General features: G+C 61.5%; 16 protein-coding genes. 7 read left to right on the forward strand and 9 right to left on the reverse strand.

Translation table 11 applies throughout. From position 1 onward, the window contains the following. The first annotated feature begins 290 nt into the window (after positions 1–290). Genes P2T68_RS14085 through P2T68_RS14100 form a run of 4 tightly spaced genes read left to right on the forward strand, consistent with a single transcriptional unit; the run spans position 291 to position 4,959 of the window. On the forward strand, positions 291–764 hold the full coding sequence (locus P2T68_RS14085; RefSeq protein ID WP_024076231.1) for a MarR family transcriptional regulator: 474 nt from the start codon (positions 291–293) through the stop codon (positions 762–764). After that, positions 761–2,212, forward strand: a complete 1,452-nt coding sequence (locus P2T68_RS14090; RefSeq protein ID WP_069076529.1) for an efflux transporter outer membrane subunit — start codon at positions 761–763, stop codon at positions 2,210–2,212. Before P2T68_RS14085 ends, P2T68_RS14090 begins: the two co-directional genes overlap by 4 nt. Before the next feature lie 15 nt (positions 2,213–2,227). Next, positions 2,228–3,430, forward strand: coding sequence for an efflux RND transporter periplasmic adaptor subunit (locus tag P2T68_RS14095; RefSeq protein ID WP_024076229.1), 1,203 nt, complete (start codon positions 2,228–2,230; stop codon positions 3,428–3,430). Beyond that, entirely contained in the window at positions 3,430–4,959 is a 1,530-nt protein-coding gene (locus tag P2T68_RS14100; RefSeq protein WP_024076228.1) for a DHA2 family efflux MFS transporter permease subunit, read from the forward strand. The genes P2T68_RS14095 and P2T68_RS14100 overlap by 1 nt, the downstream gene beginning before the upstream one ends. Positions 4,960–5,052: 93 nt before the next feature. Here P2T68_RS14100 and lpxH read toward each other — a convergent pair whose 3' ends face one another. Both lpxH and P2T68_RS14110 read right to left on the reverse strand, forming a co-directional pair. Next, complete coding sequence (lpxH, locus tag P2T68_RS14105) at positions 5,053–5,802, reverse strand: UDP-2,3-diacylglucosamine diphosphatase (protein WP_024076227.1); 750 nt, start codon at positions 5,800–5,802, stop codon at positions 5,053–5,055. Beyond that, complete coding sequence (locus P2T68_RS14110) at positions 5,799–6,302, reverse strand: peptidylprolyl isomerase (protein WP_024076226.1); 504 nt, start codon at positions 6,300–6,302, stop codon at positions 5,799–5,801. Before P2T68_RS14110 ends, lpxH begins: the two co-directional genes overlap by 4 nt. A 249-nt stretch (positions 6,303–6,551) precedes the next feature. Here P2T68_RS14110 and P2T68_RS14115 point away from each other — a divergent pair, with 249 nt between their 5' ends. Next, positions 6,552–8,252 (forward strand): glutamine--tRNA ligase/YqeY domain fusion protein, encoded by a 1,701-nt coding sequence (locus tag P2T68_RS14115; protein ID WP_277379493.1) that lies wholly within the window; start codon positions 6,552–6,554, stop codon positions 8,250–8,252. Between the two features lie 20 nt (positions 8,253–8,272). Further along, positions 8,273–9,661, forward strand: coding sequence for a cysteine--tRNA ligase (cysS, locus tag P2T68_RS14120; RefSeq protein WP_024076224.1), 1,389 nt, complete (start codon positions 8,273–8,275; stop codon positions 9,659–9,661). 173 nt (positions 9,662–9,834) lie between these two features. Here cysS and P2T68_RS14125 read toward each other — a convergent pair whose 3' ends face one another. Then, a complete protein-coding gene (locus P2T68_RS14125; RefSeq protein ID WP_024076223.1) occupies positions 9,835–10,398 on the reverse strand; it encodes a dihydrofolate reductase family protein in 564 nt (187 codons plus the stop codon). Between the two features lie 146 nt (positions 10,399–10,544). Between P2T68_RS14125 and lepB the strand changes: the two genes are divergently transcribed. After that, entirely contained in the window at positions 10,545–11,213 is a 669-nt protein-coding gene (gene lepB, locus P2T68_RS14130; protein WP_277379495.1) for a signal peptidase I, read from the forward strand. Positions 11,214–11,387: 174 nt separating this feature from the next. On the opposite strand, the gene P2T68_RS14135 is transcribed toward lepB, so the two are convergent. From P2T68_RS14135 to P2T68_RS14160, 6 genes are read right to left on the reverse strand one after another with little or no spacing between them, the layout of a single operon-like run. Further along, complete coding sequence (locus tag P2T68_RS14135; RefSeq protein WP_069076526.1) at positions 11,388–11,726, reverse strand: Na+/H+ antiporter subunit G; 339 nt, start codon at positions 11,724–11,726, stop codon at positions 11,388–11,390. Beyond that, positions 11,723–12,001 carry a K+/H+ antiporter subunit F gene (locus P2T68_RS14140; protein WP_024076217.1) on the reverse strand — a complete coding sequence of 93 codons (279 nt, stop codon included), beginning with the start codon at positions 11,999–12,001 and terminating at the stop codon, positions 11,723–11,725. Before P2T68_RS14140 ends, P2T68_RS14135 begins: the two co-directional genes overlap by 4 nt. Further along, a complete protein-coding gene (locus P2T68_RS14145) occupies positions 11,998–12,486 on the reverse strand; it encodes a Na+/H+ antiporter subunit E (RefSeq protein WP_277379496.1) in 489 nt (162 codons plus the stop codon). Before P2T68_RS14145 ends, P2T68_RS14140 begins: the two co-directional genes overlap by 4 nt. After that, positions 12,483–14,159: a monovalent cation/H+ antiporter subunit D gene (locus tag P2T68_RS14150; protein ID WP_024076215.1), complete on the reverse strand. Its 1,677-nt coding sequence runs from the start codon at positions 14,157–14,159 to the stop codon at positions 12,483–12,485. Before P2T68_RS14150 ends, P2T68_RS14145 begins: the two co-directional genes overlap by 4 nt. After that, positions 14,156–14,500 carry a Na+/H+ antiporter subunit C gene (locus P2T68_RS14155; protein ID WP_007986256.1) on the reverse strand — a complete coding sequence of 115 codons (345 nt, stop codon included), beginning with the start codon at positions 14,498–14,500 and terminating at the stop codon, positions 14,156–14,158. Before P2T68_RS14155 ends, P2T68_RS14150 begins: the two co-directional genes overlap by 4 nt. Continuing rightward, entirely contained in the window at positions 14,500–17,421 is a 2,922-nt protein-coding gene (locus P2T68_RS14160) for a monovalent cation/H+ antiporter subunit A (RefSeq protein WP_024076214.1), read from the reverse strand. Before P2T68_RS14160 ends, P2T68_RS14155 begins: the two co-directional genes overlap by 1 nt. Positions 17,422–17,928: the final 507 nt, after the last annotated feature.

Raw genomic sequence — 17,928 nt, forward strand, 5'->3', positions numbered from 1 at the left:
CGGGGCAAGCCCGCTCGCCACAACAAGCCCGCTTGCCACAGTTACAGTGTTCGCCTTTAACTGACTGGCATTAAGACAAGCCCGCTCTCCACAGGGATTCCACTTTGCTGTGCGACAGCGCCAAATCGGAGATTGGGTGGGACCACCCAACCCACAGGTTTGACCGCATCCCCCCCCCCCGACCGCCAGCCAATTACCAAGCAAGCTAATTATTTAATTTGACATTCGCTGCCTAAGCAGTAACATCTCGTCATACATTAACTGCCTAGGCAGTAATAAGGTGGCTTTCGATGAAACACTTCACCCCTGACAACTTCCACAACTGCCACCTCGGCCTGTTGCTGGGTCGTGCCGCCATCCTCAAGGACCGCATCATCGACGCCCACATGGAACCCCACGGCATTACCGCCGCGCAGTTCAAGGTGTTGATCATCATGGCCCAGTTCGGTGTCGACACCCCGGCGGAGCTGTGTCGCAACCTGTCCCTGGACAGCGGTTCGATGACCCGCATGCTTGATCGCCTGGAGCAAAAGGGCCTGCTGGACCGCAAGCGTTCCGAACTGGACCGCCGTCAGGTGCAGTTGGTGCTCACCGCCGACGGTCAGCGCTTGGCGGACATGCTCCCGCACATCGGCGCCGACGCGTTGAACCAGTTGGCTGGCGCCTTGGAGCCCGGCGAGCTGGAAACCCTGGAAAAGATCCTCAAGAAAATTCTGATAGCTGCTGGTGATCCCATCACCCTTCAGCGGGTAGGTAAAGAATGAACACACGTGCCCTTTGCCTGGTGCTGATGGCCATGAGCATGGCCGGTTGCGCCAACTTCAGTGGCCTCGACACCCAGGGTCAACGCCTCGATGCCAACACCCTGCAAACCGGCAAGTCCCTCAGTGGCGTGAGCCTGTCGGCCGCCGCCTGGCCCAGCGCCGACTGGTGGAAAAGCCTCGGTGACCCGCAACTCGACAGCCTGATCCAGGAAGCCCTGCAAAACAGCCCGGATATGCAAGTCGCCAGCGCGCGTGCCCACCAGGCCGAAGCAGCGGCGTATGCGGCCAACGCTGCACGTATGCCGACCCTGGACGCCAGCGCCGGCGTCAGCCGTTCACGCCTGGCCAAGGATCAGGACCCGCTGGGTCAGGGCGATGCCTACGCCACCGTGCGCAACATCGGTGCCAGCTTCAATTACAACTTCGACTTATGGGGTGGCCAACGCGCCGCCTGGGAAGCCGCGTTGGGCCAGGCCCGCGCCGCCGAAGTCGACCAGCAGGCCGCGCGCCTGACCCTGGCGGCCAACGTGGCCAAAGCCTACAGCGACCTGGGCCAGGCCCATATCGTGCGTGACCTGGCCAATGACGACCTCAAGCGCACCCGGCAAATGCTCGACCTGGGCAAGCGTCGGCTGAATTCGGGTATCGACAGCCAGTACCAGTACCAGCAGACCGAAAGCCTGGAAGCCAGCTCCCAATCACAACTGATCGATGCCGAAAAGCAACTGCAGAGCGCCAAGATCGCCCTGGCCGTGTTGCTCGGCAAAGGCCCGGACCGTGGCAACGAACTGGTACGCCCCAACGTGCTGAAACCCAGTGCCGTCGCGGTGCCTTCGGTGCTGCCTGCCGAACTGCTCGGCCGGCGCCCGGACCTGATCGCCGCACGCTGGCGGGTCGAGGCCGCGAGCAAGAACGTCGCCGCCAGCAAGACGCGCTTCTACCCCAACCTCAACTTGAGCGCGAGCGCCGGGGCTGAGTCGTTGCTGGGGGATGCGATGTTTGGTTCGGCCAGCCGTTTCTTCAGCATTGCGCCGACGATTTCGCTGCCGATCTTCGACGGTGGCCGCCTGCGCGCCGACCTCGATGCCCGCGATGCCGACTACGACCTGGCGGTGGCCCAGTACAACAAAACCCTGGTGCAAGCCCTCGGCGATATCGGCAATACCCTTTCACAACTGCGCGACACCGGCCGGCAGATCCAGGCTCAGCAACATGCCGCGGACATTGCCCAGCAGTCCTACGACACCGGGTTGCAACGGTACAGCTCCGGCATCGGCAATTACCTGGATGTACTGAGCATCGAGCAGCAATTGCTGCAGGCCCAGCGTCAGCTGGCGACCTTGAATGCCGCACAAATCGATCTGTCGATTCAACTGATGCAAGCCCTGGGTGGCGGCTACAACGCCGCAAACGTGGCGTCGACCACCCCAGCTACACGCACGGAATAATTTGAGGTATTTGTCATGGCCACTGCCGAAAACAGCAATGCAACGCAACAACCCAAAGACGACAGCAACCCCCGCAAACGCAAAGTGATGCTGATCGGCCTGGCGCTGATCGTGATCCTCGGGAGCGTCGGTGTGTGGGGCTGGTATGAGCTCTACGGTCGCTTCAACGAGAGCACCGACGACGCCTACGTGAATGGCAACGTGGTGGAAATCACCCCGCTGGTCACCGGTACCGTGGTCAGCATCGGTGCCGACGATGGCGACCTGGTCCATGAAGGCCAGGTGCTGGTCAATTTCGACCCGAACGACGCAGCGGTCGGCCTGCAAAGTGCCCAGGCCAACCTGGCGCGCACCGTGCGTCAGGTGCGTGGCTTGTACAGCAATGTCGATGGCATGAAAGCCCAGGTGAACGCCCAGAAAGCCGATGTGCAAACCGCCCAGGACAACTACAACCGACGCAAGACCCTGGCCCAGGGCGGGGCGATCTCCCAGGAGGAGCTGTCCCACGCCCGTGACAGCCTGACCGCGGCCAAGAACGCCCTGACCAACCTTGAGCAACAACTCAAAACCAGCAACGCCCTGGTGGATGACACCGTGATCTCGTCCCACCCGGACGTGCAAGCCGCCGCCGCACAACTGCGCCAAGCCTACCTGGCCAATGCGCGCAGCACCTTGATCGCCCCTGTCACCGGCTACGTGGCCAAGCGCACCGTGCAACTGGGCCAGCGTGTCCAGCCGGGCACGGCGTTGATGGCGGTAATCCCGCTCAACCAGCTGTGGATCGACGCCAACTTCAAGGAAACCCAGTTGCGCAACATGCGTATCGGCCAGCCGGTGGACATCGAGGCGGATATCTACGGCAGCGACGTGAAGTTCAGCGGTACGGTCGACAGCCTCGGCGCGGGCACCGGCAGCGCGTTTGCCCTGCTGCCGGCACAGAACGCCACCGGTAACTGGATCAAGATCGTGCAACGGGTGCCGGTGCGCATCCATGTCAATGCCGACGAACTGGCCAAGCACCCGCTGCGCGTGGGCTTGAGCACCGTGGTCAATGTCGACCTGCATGACCAGAGCGGCCCGGTACTGGCGCAACAGGCCCCGCAAAAGGCCTCGTTCACCACGGATGTGTATGAACGCCAATTGGCCGAGGCCGACGCCATGATCACCCAATTGATCCATGACAACAGCGTCGCTGCTCCCAAGGCTGCGCAACGCTGATGAGCAATAACGCCTCCTTCTCACCGCCGAGCCTGCTGATGGCCACCATTGGCCTGTCGCTGGCGACCTTTATGCAGGTGCTCGACACCACGATCGCCAACGTGGCGTTGCCGACTATTTCCGGCAACCTCGGCGTGAGTTCGGAGCAGGGCACCTGGGTGATCACCTCATTTGCGGTGAGCAATGCCATCGCCTTGCCGCTGACCGGCTGGTTGAGCCGGCGCTTTGGTGAGGTGAAGCTGTTCCTGTGGGCCACCCTCCTGTTCGTGCTGGCCTCGTTTCTGTGCGGTATCTCCACCTCGATGCCCGAGCTGATTGGCTTTCGGGTGCTGCAAGGCCTGGTGGCGGGGCCGTTGTACCCGATGACCCAGACCCTGTTGATCGCCGTCTACCCCCCCGCGAGGCGCGGCATGGCCTTGGCGTTATTGGCGATGGTCACCGTGGTGGCGCCGATTGCCGGCCCCATCCTGGGTGGCTGGATCACCGATAGCTACAGCTGGCCGTGGATCTTCTTTATCAACGTGCCCATCGGCATCTTTGCGGTGATGGTGGTGCGTTCGCAATTGAAGGCACGCCCGGTGGTCACCAGTTACCAGCCGATGGATTACGTCGGATTGCTGAGTTTGATCGTCGGTGTCGGCGCCTTGCAGATCATCCTCGACAAGGGCAACGACCTGGACTGGTTCGAATCCAACTTCATCATCGTCGGCGCGGTGATCTCGGCGATTGCCCTGGCGGTGTTCATCATTTGGGAACTGACTGACCAGCACCCGGTGGTCAACCTGCGGCTGTTTGCCTACCGGAACTTCCGCATCGGTACCATTGTGTTGATCCTGGGCTATGCGGGGTTCTTCGGCATCAACCTGATCCTGCCGCAGTGGTTGCAAACCCAGATGGGCTACACCGCGACGTGGGCGGGCCTGGCGGTGGCGCCGATCGGCATCCTGCCGGTGCTGATGTCGCCGTTTGTCGGCAAGTACGCGCACAAGTTCGACCTGCGCCTGCTGGCCGGCCTGGCGTTCCTGGCGATTGGCTTGAGTTGCTTCATGCGGGCAGGCTTCACCAATGAGGTGGACTTCACCCACATCGCCCTGGTGCAGCTGTTCATGGGCATCGGCGTGGCACTGTTCTTCATGCCGACCTTGAGCATCTTGATGTCCGACCTGCCACCGCAGCAGATTGCCGATGGTGCGGGCCTGGCGACCTTCCTGCGTACCCTGGGGGGGAGCTTCGCGGCGTCGCTGACCACGTGGATCTGGATTCGCCGGGCGGACCAGCACCACGCGTACATGAGCGAAAACATGACGACCTACGACTCGGCGACCCGTGATGCGTTGAACGCACTCGGCGGGGCAGGGCAGAAGGCTTATGCGCAATTGGACCAGATCCTCACCAGCCAGGCATACATGATGTCCACCGTGGATTACTTCACGCTGCTGGGATGGATGTTCATGGGGTTGATGCTGCTGGTGTGGCTGGCCAAGCCGCCGTTTACCGCGAAGGCGGGGCCGGCTGCTTCCGGTCACTGATTCCGAAAACGTACAGGGATCTAAATGTGGGAGGGGGCAAGCCCCCTCCCACATTTGGATCTTTGTTCACATTGGATCAGTGGTGTTTGGGGATCAGGCGCCAGGCAACGCCAGTTGCGGGTTCACAAAATCAAACGCCGCCAACTGAAACCCTTGCTCATCCACCTGCAACGCCCAGCCCTGCTTGTCCCAATCCCCCAGCACAATGCGCTTGGCCGCCTGGTCGCCAATCTGCAACTTGTGGATCGCCGGACGGTGCGTATGGCCGTGGACCAGGGTGCGCACGCCAAATTGCTGCATCACCCGCGGCACTTCTTCCGGGGTGACGTCGACAATATCGTTGGCCTTCATCCGCGTCTGCGCACGGCTTTCGCTGCGCAGCTTGCGCGCCAGCGCGTGGCGGGCGCGCAGTGGCAGGTGACGCAGGATAAACAGCACCAGCGGGTTACGCAGGATGCGCCGCAGCTTCATATAGCCGAGGTCGCGGGTGCAGAGACTGTCGCCGTGCATCAGCAGCACGGGCTCGCCATGGAGCTGCACGACACTCGGGTCCTTGAGCAAGGTAGCGCCTGTGGTTTTGCAGAACGCCTTGCCGATCAGGAAATCGCGGTTGCCATGCATGATAAAAATCGGGGTACCGCTGTCGCTCAGCTCGCGCAGAGCTGCGCAGATCGAACGCTGGAAGGGGGTCATCCCATCGTCGCCAATCCAGGCTTCAAAGAAGTCCCCCAGAATGTACAACGCCTGGGCGCCACGGGCGCGGCCGTGGAGCAGATCCAGAAACGCCCGGGTAATGTCCGGGCGTTCCTCTTCCAGATGCAAATCTGAAATCAGCAATATCACTCAATGATCTCGGCTTTCTCGATGATCACGTCTTCTGCTGGCACGTCCTGGTGGCCGGCCTTGCTGGTGGTGGAAACTGCTTTGATCTTGTCGACAACGTCAGTGCCTTCGGTGACTTTACCGAACACCGCGTAGCCCCAGCCTTGAACGTTCTTGCCGCTGTGGTTCAGGAAGGTGTTGTCGGCCACGTTGATGAAGAACTGCGCGGAGGCCGAATGCGGCTCCATGGTACGGGCCATGGCAACGGTGTACTTGTCGTTGGAAAGGCCGTTGTCCGCTTCGTTCTGGATGCTTGGACGCTTGTCTTTCTTTTCTTTCATGCCTGGCTCGAAACCGCCGCCCTGGACCATGAAGTTGCCGATGACACGGTGGAAAACGGTATTTTCGTAGTGGCCGGCTTTCACGTATTCGATGAAGTTGGCGACGGTGATCGGCGCTTTCTCGGCGTTCAGCTCGATGACGATGTCACCGTGGTTGGTGGTCAGTTTGACTTGAGTCATGTGTACTACTCTTTTCAGGGAATTCGTGGGTTCGGGCGCCTCGGCGCCACGACCGGTTTGGCTAAACGACGGCCAAGACGCGCAGTTTAACGTGCCCTGCAGGAATTTCGAGGTGGTTTTTTACCGCCCGGGCAATTAAACCAGCAGTTTTTGGCCGTGCTCTGTCAGGTGGTTGACAGCATCGGCTATGATATCGCCTTTGTTTTATCTGGCCCCACCCGGCCACGAACCTGTCTGTTCAAGGATCCTATGAGCAAGCCCACTGTCGACCCTACCTCGAATTCCAAGGCCGGACCTGCCGTCCCGGTCAATTTCCTGCGCCCGATCATCCAGGCGGACCTGGATTCGGGCAAGCACACGCAGATCGTCACCCGCTTCCCGCCAGAGCCCAACGGCTACCTGCACATCGGTCACGCCAAGTCGATCTGTGTGAACTTCGGCCTGGCCCAGGAGTTCGGTGGCGTCACGCACCTGCGTTTCGACGACACCAACCCGGCCAAGGAAGACCAGGAATACATCGACGCCATCGAGAGCGACATCAAGTGGCTGGGCTTCGAGTGGTCCGGTGAAGTGCGCTACGCCTCCCAGTACTTCGACCAGTTGTTCGACTGGGCCGTCGAGCTGATCAAGGCCGGCAAGGCCTACGTCGACGACCTTACCCCGGAGCAGGCCAAGGAATACCGTGGCACCCTGACCGAGCCAGGCAGGAACAGCCCGTTCCGCGACCGTTCGGTAGAAGAGAACCTCGACTGGTTCGCCCGCATGCGTGCCGGTGAGTTCCCGGACGGCGCCCGCGTGCTGCGCGCCAAGATCGACATGGCTTCGCCGAACATGAACCTGCGCGACCCGATCATGTACCGCATCCGCCATGCCCACCACCACCAGACCGGTGACAAGTGGTGCATCTACCCCAACTACGATTTCACCCACGGTCAGTCGGACGCCATCGAAGGCATCACCCACTCCATCTGCACCCTGGAGTTCGAGAGCCATCGCCCGCTGTACGAATGGTTCCTGGAGCACCTGCCGGTACCGGCGCACCCGCGCCAGTACGAATTCAGCCGCCTGAACCTGAACTACACCATCACCAGCAAGCGCAAGCTCAAGCAACTGGTGGATGAAAAGCACGTGCATGGCTGGGACGACCCGCGCATGTCGACGCTGTCGGGCTTCCGCCGTCGCGGCTACACCCCGGCGTCGATCCGCAATTTCTGTGAGATGGTCGGTACCAACCGCTCCGACGGCGTGGTCGACTACGGCATGCTCGAGTTCAGCATCCGCCAGGACCTCGACGCGAACGCGCCGCGTGCCATGTGCGTGCTGCGCCCGTTGAAAGTCGTGATCACCAACTACCCGGAAGACAAGGTCGACAACCTCGAGCTGCCGCGTCATCCGCAGAACGAAGCACTGGGCGTGCGCAAGCTGCCGTTCGCGCGTGAAATCTACATCGACCGCGATGACTTCATGGACGAGCCGCCAAAAGGCTACAAGCGCCTGGAGCCGAACGGCGAAGTGCGCCTGCGCGGCAGCTACGTGATCCGTGCCGACGAAGCCATCAAGGACGCCGATGGCAACATCGTCGAGCTGCGTTGCTCCTACGACCCGGAAACCCTGGGCAAGAACCCTGAAGGCCGCAAGGTCAAGGGCGTGATCCACTGGGTGCCGGCCGCTGCCAGCATCGAGTGCGAAGTGCGTCTGTACGATCGCCTGTTCCGTTCGCCGAATCCTGAAAAGGCCGAAGACAGCGCCAGCTTCCTCGACAACATCAACCCTGACTCCCTGCAAGTGCTCACCGGTTGTCGTGCCGAGCCATCCTTGGGCGACGCACAGCCGGAAGACCGTTTCCAGTTCGAGCGCGAAGGCTACTTCTGCGCGGATATCAAGGACTCGAAACCAGGTCAGCCGGTATTCAACCGTACCGTGACCTTGCGTGATTCGTGGGGCCAGTGATTCTGTTTTAAGGAACTGTCGTGCTAACGATCTACAACACACTCAGCAAGACCAAAGAAGTCTTCAAGCCGCTGGATGGCAACAAGGTGCGCATGTACGTGTGCGGCATGACCGTGTACGACTATTGCCACATCGGCCACGGTCGCAGCATGGTTGCCTTCGACCTGGTGACCCGCTGGTTGCGTTTCAGCGGCTATGACTTGACCTATGTGCGCAACATCACCGACATCGACGACAAGATCATCAACCGCGCCAACGAAAACGGCGAGTCGTTCGACGCGCTGACCGAGCGCATGATCGCCGCCATGCACGAGGATGAGGCGCGCCTCAACATCCTCAAGCCGGACATGGAGCCGCGTGCCACGGACCACATCCCTGGCATGCACGCGATGATCCAGACCCTGATCGACAAGGGCTACGCCTACGCCCCAGGCAATGGCGACGTGTACTACCGCGTCGCCAAGTTCATGGGCTACGGCAAGCTGTCGCGCAAGAAAATCGAAGACCTGCGCATCGGCGCGCGCATCGAAGTCGACGAGGCCAAGCAGGATCCGCTGGACTTCGTGCTGTGGAAAGGCACCAAGCCCGGCGAACCAAGCTGGGAATCGCCATGGGGCGCCGGGCGTCCGGGCTGGCACATCGAATGCTCGGTGATGTCCACCTGCTGCCTGGGCGAGACCTTCGACATCCATGGTGGCGGCAGCGACCTGGAGTTCCCGCACCACGAGAACGAAATCGCCCAAAGCGAAGCCGCCACCGGCAAGACCTACGCCAACGCCTGGATGCACTGCGGCATGATCCGCATCAATGGCGAGAAGATGTCCAAGTCCTTGAACAACTTCTTCACCATCCGCGACGTACTGGAAAAGTACCACCCGGAGGTGGTGCGTTACCTGCTGGTATCCAGCCACTACCGCAGCGCCATCAACTACTCGGAAGACAACCTCAAGGACGCCAAAGGCGCCCTGGAGCGCTTCTACCACGCGTTGAAAGGCTTGCCCGCCGTTGCACCGGCTGGCGGAGAAGCTTTCGTGGCGCGGTTTACCGAAGTGATGAACGACGACTTCGGCACCCCCGAAGCCTGCGCTGTGCTGTTCGAAATGGTGCGCGAGATCAACCGCCTGCGCGAGAGTGATCTCGACGCAGCGGCGGGCCTGGCGGCGCGCTTGAAAGAACTGGCCAGCGTCCTGGGCGTGTTGCAGATGGAAGCCGACGACTTCCTGCAAGCCGGCGCCGAAGGGCGTGTGGATGCGGCTGAGGTCGATGCGCTGATCCAGGCGCGTCTGGCGGCTCGTGCCAACAAGGACTGGGCGGAATCCGACCGTATCCGTGACCAACTGACCGCGATGGGTGTGGTGTTGGAAGACGGCAAAGGCGGGACGACGTGGCGGTTGGCCGACCAGGCTTGATCAGCAAACCCTGAATAAAAAACGCCCCGACTGGTTCGGGGCGTTTTTTTTGCGCCCTGTTTTTAGTGAGCGGCTCACCCGATCCAGTGTGGGATTGGCGGTATCCATGCGATCCACAGCCGGGCGGCTCTCCACCTGCCACCCGCGATCCAGTGTGGGAGGGGGCTTGCCCCCTATTGCGCGGTGCGAGAGCCTGCTGCCACTTGATATCGACTCTGCACAAAACCATTGTCCGACACGTACGTTCCGACGTGGTGGAGCTCATGCTCACTGCCAACCTGACTGAATAGCGGGATCCCTTGCCCGAGTAAAACCGGGATACGGGTAATGATCAGCTCATTGATCAGGCCCGCTTCAAGAAACGCCTGGATCGTTTGGCCACCGTCGATATAGAGATGCTTCATGCCGCGCTCAGCTAACGCCGCCACGAGTGTGGTTGCATCTCCCGCCATGACCTCGACCTTGCCCTCCAGATGTGCAGGGATTTGCAGCGGCTGGTGAGAGAGCGCAATGACCGGTGTACCCTCATAGAGCCACTTGGGGAAGGACACTACTTTCTCCAGGGTTTTTCGGCCCATCACCAGCGCATCGACCGTGGCGATAAAGCGTTCATAGGTCATGCCTTTCAACTCAGCGGTTTCATATTCCGGCCGGAGCAACCATTCGATATCACCGTCTGGACGGGCAATAAAGCCGTCGATGCTGGCGGCGATAAAGACAGAACATTTGATCTCCATGGTGGACACTCCTCTTTATGCGCTGGACGCAACGACAGTCAACGGGGGCTTTTAGCCTGGCGCTAATGTTAATTTAATCTTTGCGTGTAACAACCGAGCGGCGATAAAGATAGCCCTTACGCCCCCTTTCTGCCGTGCGAGGATGTATGCGAAGTTGGTTGATCCGTTACCGTTACGCAATTATTTTCTGGTTGTGCTTCGGCGTTTTCCGTACATCCCTGGCCGACTGGAATCCCATTCCCTCTGGCTCCATGCGCCCGACATTGCTGGAGGGCGATGTGGTGTTGGTCAATCGCGTGGCCTACGACCTCAAGCTGCCGCTCACGGACATCTCCCTGGCCAAACTCGATAACCCCCAGCGCGGCGATGTGGTGACGTTCTCGTCGCCCAAGGATGGCATGCGCCTGATCAAGCGCATCGTCGGTATTCCCGGTGACACCCTGGAAATGAAGGATGAGGTGTTGTGGGTCAACGGCGTGCCTGCCACGTACAGTGACGCGCAGGACATCAGTGAACCCATCGTTCCCGGCCATACGGTGCCGGGGATCAAGCTGACGGAGCGGGAAGATACCCGTCAGCGCACCATCCAGTTCATGCCTACGGTTCGGGCTTTACGCAATTTCGGCCCAGTCACCGTGCCGGCCGACAGTTACTTCATGCTCGGGGACAACCGCGATAACAGCGATGACTCCCGGTATATCGGCGTTGTTCCACGTCGGCTGTTGATCGGGCGGGCGCATCATGTGCTGGCGTCGGCGGAGATCCTGGACCATTGGATGCCACGCCTGAACAGATTTGGCGCACCGATCCTGTAGGCGCCCTACCGCTAAGCGTTGCGCGGCCCCATCAGATCTTATGCCTGGCACCCATTCAAGTGTGGGAGGGGGCTTGCCCCCGATGGCGGTGTATCAGTATCAGATGCACAGGCTGACACACTGCAATCGAGGGCAAGCCCTCTCCCACATTTTCAATCGAGTCTGTCTGAGAGGTCAGCGGCGGCTGCTGACCTCGGCCGGCACATCGTCACCGGCCATGCGCTTGCGGAACAGCGCGGTCCTTGCCAGCAGCAGGGTGGTCACCGGCACGGTGATCGACAGCAAAATCGGAATCAACCAGCCGTGCAGCACCGGTCCGGACTTGAGCACCGAAAAATAGATAATCGATGCCAACGCCACACTCCACGCGCCCAGCGTCGAGGCCAGTGCCGGCGGGTGCATGCGCTGGAAGAAGTCTTTCATGCGCAGCAAGCCAATCGCGCCGATCAGTGCGAACACGCTGCTCAACACCAACAGTACCGCGACGACGATTTCCATCCATAACGGCATCATTCAATCACCTCCCCACGCAGCAGGAATTTCGCCAGGGCAAATGAGCCCACGAAGCCGAACAGCGCGATCAACAGCGCCGCTTCAAAGTAGGTGTCACTGGCATACCGGATACCCAGCACCAGCATCATCAACATCGCCAGGATGTACAGGTAGTCCAGCGCCAGTACCCGGTCCTGGGCCGAGGGGCCTTTGAACAGGCGGATCAACGTCAGCACCATGGCCAGGGAGAACAGGAACAGGCTGAACAGGATCGCATTGGAGAGCAGGGGGCTCATTCGAAGATCTCCATCAGGGGCCGTTCGTAGGCGTGTTTGAAGTGCTGGATAAACTGCGCGTCGTCATCCAGATCGAACACGTGCAACAGCAGGATGCTGCGGTCCAGGGCCAGTTCGGACCAGACGGTACCGGGCGTCACGCTGGTGATCATTGACAGCGCAGCCAGCCCATTGGGGTCGCGCAGGTCCAGGGGGATTTTGACGAAGCGCGAACGCGGTGGTCGCGAGCCGCACACCAGCACCCCCCAGGCCACCTGCAGGTTGGAGATGATCACGTCGCGGCCGACCAGAAAGAACAGGCGGATGATCACCCCAGGGCGGCGGATGCGGATCGGCAGCGGACGCAGTGGCGCCATCAGCAGCGGCGCGAGAAAGCCCAGCAGTGCCCCTAGCAGCAGGTTGCCGGGGCTGACGGACAGGTTGAGTACCAGCCACAGCACCCACAACGCCAGCGACAGCCACGGGGCAGGGAACAGGCGCTTCATGGTTGCACCTCCAGCGCGGCGCGGGCTTCGGGGCTGGGTATCGGGCGCTGAGCCATGACGGCCATTACGTAGCGTTCTGGGTTGTTCAGGCTCTTGGCGATGTCCAGGGTGTAGTTCATCAGCGGTTCGGCCTTGAATGTCAGCACGACGCTCAAGCCCAGCAGGAAGAAAATCGGCAGGCATTCGAAGCGGCGCAGCAGCGGCGAAGGGCGCTCTTCCGGGGTCCAGAAGCGCTGGATGCCCAGGCGGGCGAAGGCCATCAGCGATGCGAGGCCCGACAGGATCAACAAGGCGGCCAGGCCCCAGGCAGCCGGGCGAATCGGCTCATCAATGCTGAACCAGAGGCCGATCGGATTGAGCAGCGCACTCAGCAGGTTGAGTTTGCCGATAAACCCCGACAACGGGGGCATGCCGATAATCAGCAGGGCGCAGGCAATAAAGCTCAGGCCGAGGAACGCCATGGTCCAGGGAATGACCTGGCCGACCACGGCTTTCTGTTCGTCATCGAGGTTGACGCCTGGCCGTGGATGCAAGGACTCCATGGCTTTGGGCAGCGCATCGATTTCTTCATCCAAAGGCAGGTCGTTGGCCGAGCGCGATCGCTCGATCAGTTCCGCCAGCAGGAACAGGGCACTCAGCGCCAATGTCGAGCTGACCAGATAGAACAATGCGCCTGCCGTCAGGCTTGGCTGGGCGAACCCCACCGCTGACAGCAGGATGCCGGCCGATACCAGAATGCTCAGACTGGCCATGCGCTCCAGGCGCTGCGCCGCCACCATGGCCAGTGAGGCGCAGATGATCGTGGCCATGCCGCCGTACACCAGCCAGTCGCCGCCGAACAGTGCCGACGCGCCGGCCTGGCCAGAGAACAGCAGGGTCCACAAACGTAGCACGGTGTACACGCCGACCTTGGTCATGATCGCGAACATCGCCGCCACCGGCGCGCTGGCCGAGGAGTAGGCGGGTGCCAACCAGAAATTCAGCGGCCACATGCCCGCCTTGGCCAGGAATGCGGTGGCGAGGATCGCCGCGCCGGCATGCAACAGGCCGCGATCGGCTTCCGGCACCAGCGGGATTTTCAACGCCAGGTCGGCGAAGTTCAGCGTGCCGGTGACGCCATAGACCATCGCCGCGCCGATCAGGAACAGCGACGAGGCCAGCAGGTTGATCGCGATGTAATGCAGCCCCGACGACACCCGTGCGCGCCCCGAACCGTGCAGCATCAAGCCATAGGACGCGGCCAGCAGCACTTCGAAGAAGACGAACAGGTTGAACAGGTCGGCGGTCAGGAAGGCACCGTACAAGCCCATCAACTGAATCTGGAACAGCGCATGGAAACTGGTGCCGGCACGGTCCCAGCGGGCCATGGCAAACAACAGCGCGCTGACGCCGACGATGCCGGTCAGTACCAGCATCAGCACCGATAACTTATCCGCCACCAGCACGATGCCGAACGGCGCTTGCCAGTTGCCCAGCAGGTAAACCACCACCGCATCGCTACTGCCGTGCATCCACCCCATCAGGAACACCGAGAGGCCGAGGCCGAGCAGGGTCGAGAACAGGTTGATACGGGCCTTGAGTGGCCGGCGCTTTTCGCCAAGCATCAGCATCAATGCCGCGGTCAGCAGGGGCAGCAGGATCGGCGCGGCGATCAGGGAGTACGCCAGGTTCATTCCTTGGGCTCCCGGCCGTCCACATGGTCGGTGCCGGTCAGGCCCCGCGATGCCAGCAGCACCACGAGGAACAACGCGGTCATCGCGAAGCTGATCACGATCGCCGTCAGCACCAGTGCCTGGGGCAGGGGGTCGGTATAATGCAGCAGGTCTTGCGGCACGCCGTCCTTGATGATCGGCTCCTTGCCGATAAACAGGCTGCCCATGCTGAAGATGAACAGGTTGACCCCGTATGACAGCAGGCACAGGCCCATCACCACCTGGAACGTCCGTGGCCGCAGGATCAACCAGACGCCCGAGGCAGCCAGGACCCCAATGGCAATTGCAATGACTTCTTCCATCAGGCGGCTCCTTCCGTTGCGGCAACCACTTTGGCCTGGTTGCTCGGTTTATGGGCCCGTACCGACTGGTGACCGAGGGCGGTGAGCATCAACAGGGTCGAGCCGACGACCATGGCGTACACGCCGACGTCGAAGAACAACGCGCTGGCGATATGAATGTCGCCCAGCACCGGCAAGCTGAAATGCCACGTATGGGTGGTGAGGAATGGGTAGCCGGCAAACAACGCACCCAGCCCGGTGAGGGTCGCCGAGAACAGCCCGAAGCCCATCCAGCGCATCGGCCGCAAACTCATCTGCGCCTCGACCCACTGGGTGCCGGCGACCATGTATTGCAGGATAAACGCCACCGACATCACCAGCCCGGCGACAAACCCGCCGCCCGGTTGATTGTGGCCGCGCATGAACAGGTAGAACGACACCACCAGCGCAATCGGCAGCAGCAGGCGCACCAGCACTGCCGGCACCATCATGAAGCCCAGGGCGGTGTCGCTGGCCTGGCGCGGGTTGACCAGGTCGGTGGCCACGTCCGGCGCCAACTGGCGCTGTTGCGGCGGCAATTCCATGCTCTCTTTTGACGGGCGGAAGCGCCGCAGCAGGGCGTAGACGGTCAGCGCGACGGCGCCGAGCACGGTGATTTCGCCGAGGGTGTCGAAGCCGCGGAAGTCCACCAGCATCACGTTCACCACGTTGCTGCCACCGCCTTCGGGCAGGGCGCGGCTGAGGTAAAACGATGAGATGTCGTTAGGCGTCTGGCGCGTCAACATCGCGTAGGACAGCAGCGCCATGCCGCCGCCGACCACGGTGGACAGCAGGAAGTCGCGCAGGCGCCGAACGCGTGCCTTGCGCAGCGAGCTGGGCAGTGGCGAGACTTCTTCGATCCGCCGTGGCAGCCAGCGCAGGCCCAGCAGGATCAGCACGGTGGTGACCACTTCGACCACCAGTTGCGTCAGCGCCAGGTCCGGCGCCGAGAACCACACGAAGGTGATGCAGGTCATCAGGCCACACACGCTGACCATGGTCAGGGCGGCCAGCCGATGGTACTTGGCTTGCCAGGCAGCGCCCAGGGCGCAGGCAATCGCCAGCAACCACAGGGTCACGAACACGATGGAGCCCGGGATCTTCGGCCGGTCGCCCCAGCTGAGGCCGCTGTTGATCACGGGGATCATGCCGCCGATCACGGCCACCAGCACCAGCAGGAACAATTGGGTCTGCAGGCGCTTGGTGCTGATGCGTTTCTCGATCTTGCGCACGCCGCGCATCATCACCACCAGGCTGCGTTCGAAGCCGCGCTTGCCGTTGAAGTAGCTGATGATTGGCGGGTATTTGAAGCGGCCACGCTTGAGTTGCTTACGCAGCAGCAGGTACAGCACCACACCGCCGGACATGGCCACCAGGCTCATGATCATCGGTGCATTCCAGCCGTGCCAGATCGCCAGGCTGTACTCCGGCAGCACGCCGCCGACCACCGGCAGCGCGGCGGCAGCGAGGATCGAACCGACCACTTGGGCCGGGAAGATACCCACCAGCAGGCAGGTAAACACCAGCAGCTCAACCGGCGCGCGCATCCAGCGCGGCGGCTCGTGGGGTGTGTGCGGCAGGTCGGTGGCGGCCGGACCGAAGAACACATCCACGGTAAAGCGCAGGGCGTAGGCCACGCTGAACGTACCGGCGATGGTCGCGATCATCGGCAGGGCGATTTCCACCCAGGCGGTTGCCGAGATAAACACGGTTTCGGCGAAGAACATCTCTTTGGACAGGAAGCCGTTGAGCAACGGTACGCCGGCCATGGATGCACTGGCCACCATCGCCAGGGTCGCGGTAAACGGGATCAAGCGCACCAGGCCACTGAGTTTGCGGATGTCCCGCGTGCCGCTTTCGTGGTCGATGATGCCTGCCGCCATGAACAGCGAGGCCTTGAAGGTGGCGTGATTGAGGATGTGGAACACTGCTGCGACGGCGGCCAGCGGGCTGTTCAGGCCAAGCAATAAGGTGATCAGCCCGAGGTGGCTGATGGTGGAGTAGGCCAGCAGGCCTTTGAGATCATTCTGGAACATGGCGCAGTAGGCGCCGAGAAGCAGGGTAATCGCGCCGGCACCGCCGACGATATAGAACCATTCTTCGCTGCCGGACAGCGACGGCCACAGGCGGGCCAGCAGGAACACGCCGGCCTTCACCATCGTCGCCGAGTGCAGATAGGCTGAAACCGGGGTGGGCGCTGCCATCGCGTGGGGCAGCCAGAAGTGGAACGGGAACTGCGCGCTTTTGCTCAGCGCGCCAATCAGCACCAGGGCCAGCATCACCGGGTACAGCGAATGCGCACGAATCTGATCACCCGCCGCCAGCACCTTGTCCAGGTCATAGCTGCCGACGATATGCCCCAGCAGCATCACGCCCGCCAGCAGGCACAATCCACCGGCGCCCGTCACCATCAACGCCATGTACGCACCGCGCCGTGCATCAGCGCGGTGGTGCCAGTAGCCGATCAACAGGAACGAGAACAGGCTGGTCAGTTCCCAGAAGAACACGATCTGGATCAGGTTGCCGGAAATCACCAGGCCGAGCATGGCGCCCATGAACGCCAGGAAAAACGCGAAGAAGCGCGGCACCGGATCGTCCGGCGACATGTAGTAACGCGCATACAGCGACACCAGCGTGCCGATGCCGAGCACCAGCATCGAGAACAGCCAGGCGAACCCGTCCATACGCAAGACGAAATTCAGGCCGAGGCTGGGCAACCACATGAATTCTTCGCGGATCACGCCACCGTGGGCGATCTGGGGGTAGAGCAGGGCGACTTGAACGGTTCCGACCAGGGCCACAAGGCCAGCCAGCAGGGATTCGGTGTTACGTGCGTTATGCGGCAGCAAGGCCGCCAGACAGCTGCCAATGAAAGGCAGAAGCAGTAGAACTATCAGGGACATAGGCTTCTAATCTGCAGGAGTTTGGGATGCATCATACGTGCCGCTTTCGTGATCACCAAACGGCAAGATGTGGCAGGATCCTACAAGATAGGTCGAATAATCCCATTTGGCAGTGTTTCGGACCTGATCGCTCCCCTGTGGCTGCTGTGGCAAGTGGGCTTGTTGTGGCGAGCGGGCTTGCCCCGCGTTGGGCTGCGAAGCAGCCCCAAAACACAGCCCCGGGAGCAGCCTGGCACACCGCAGCGTTCTTATTGGGGCTGCTGCGCAGCCCAACGCGGGGCAAGCCCTAATGCCGTTCAGTTAAGCGGACATCGCCTTCTGTAGGAGCGAGCTTGCTCGCGAAAAACGTCAACGATAACGCGTGTTTCCTGAATGAACGCGGCGTCTGTGAGTTCTTCGCGAGCAAGCTCGCTCCTACAAAAAAACCTTAACTGAACGGCATTAGGGCAAGCCCGCTTGCCACAACAGGCCCGCTTGCCACAACAAGCCTGCTTGCTACAACACACC

Origin of the sequence: Pseudomonas sp. G11 (genome assembly GCF_029457515.1) — a bacterium.
Taxonomy (GTDB): Bacteria; Pseudomonadota; Gammaproteobacteria; order Pseudomonadales; family Pseudomonadaceae; genus Aquipseudomonas; species Aquipseudomonas gorinensis.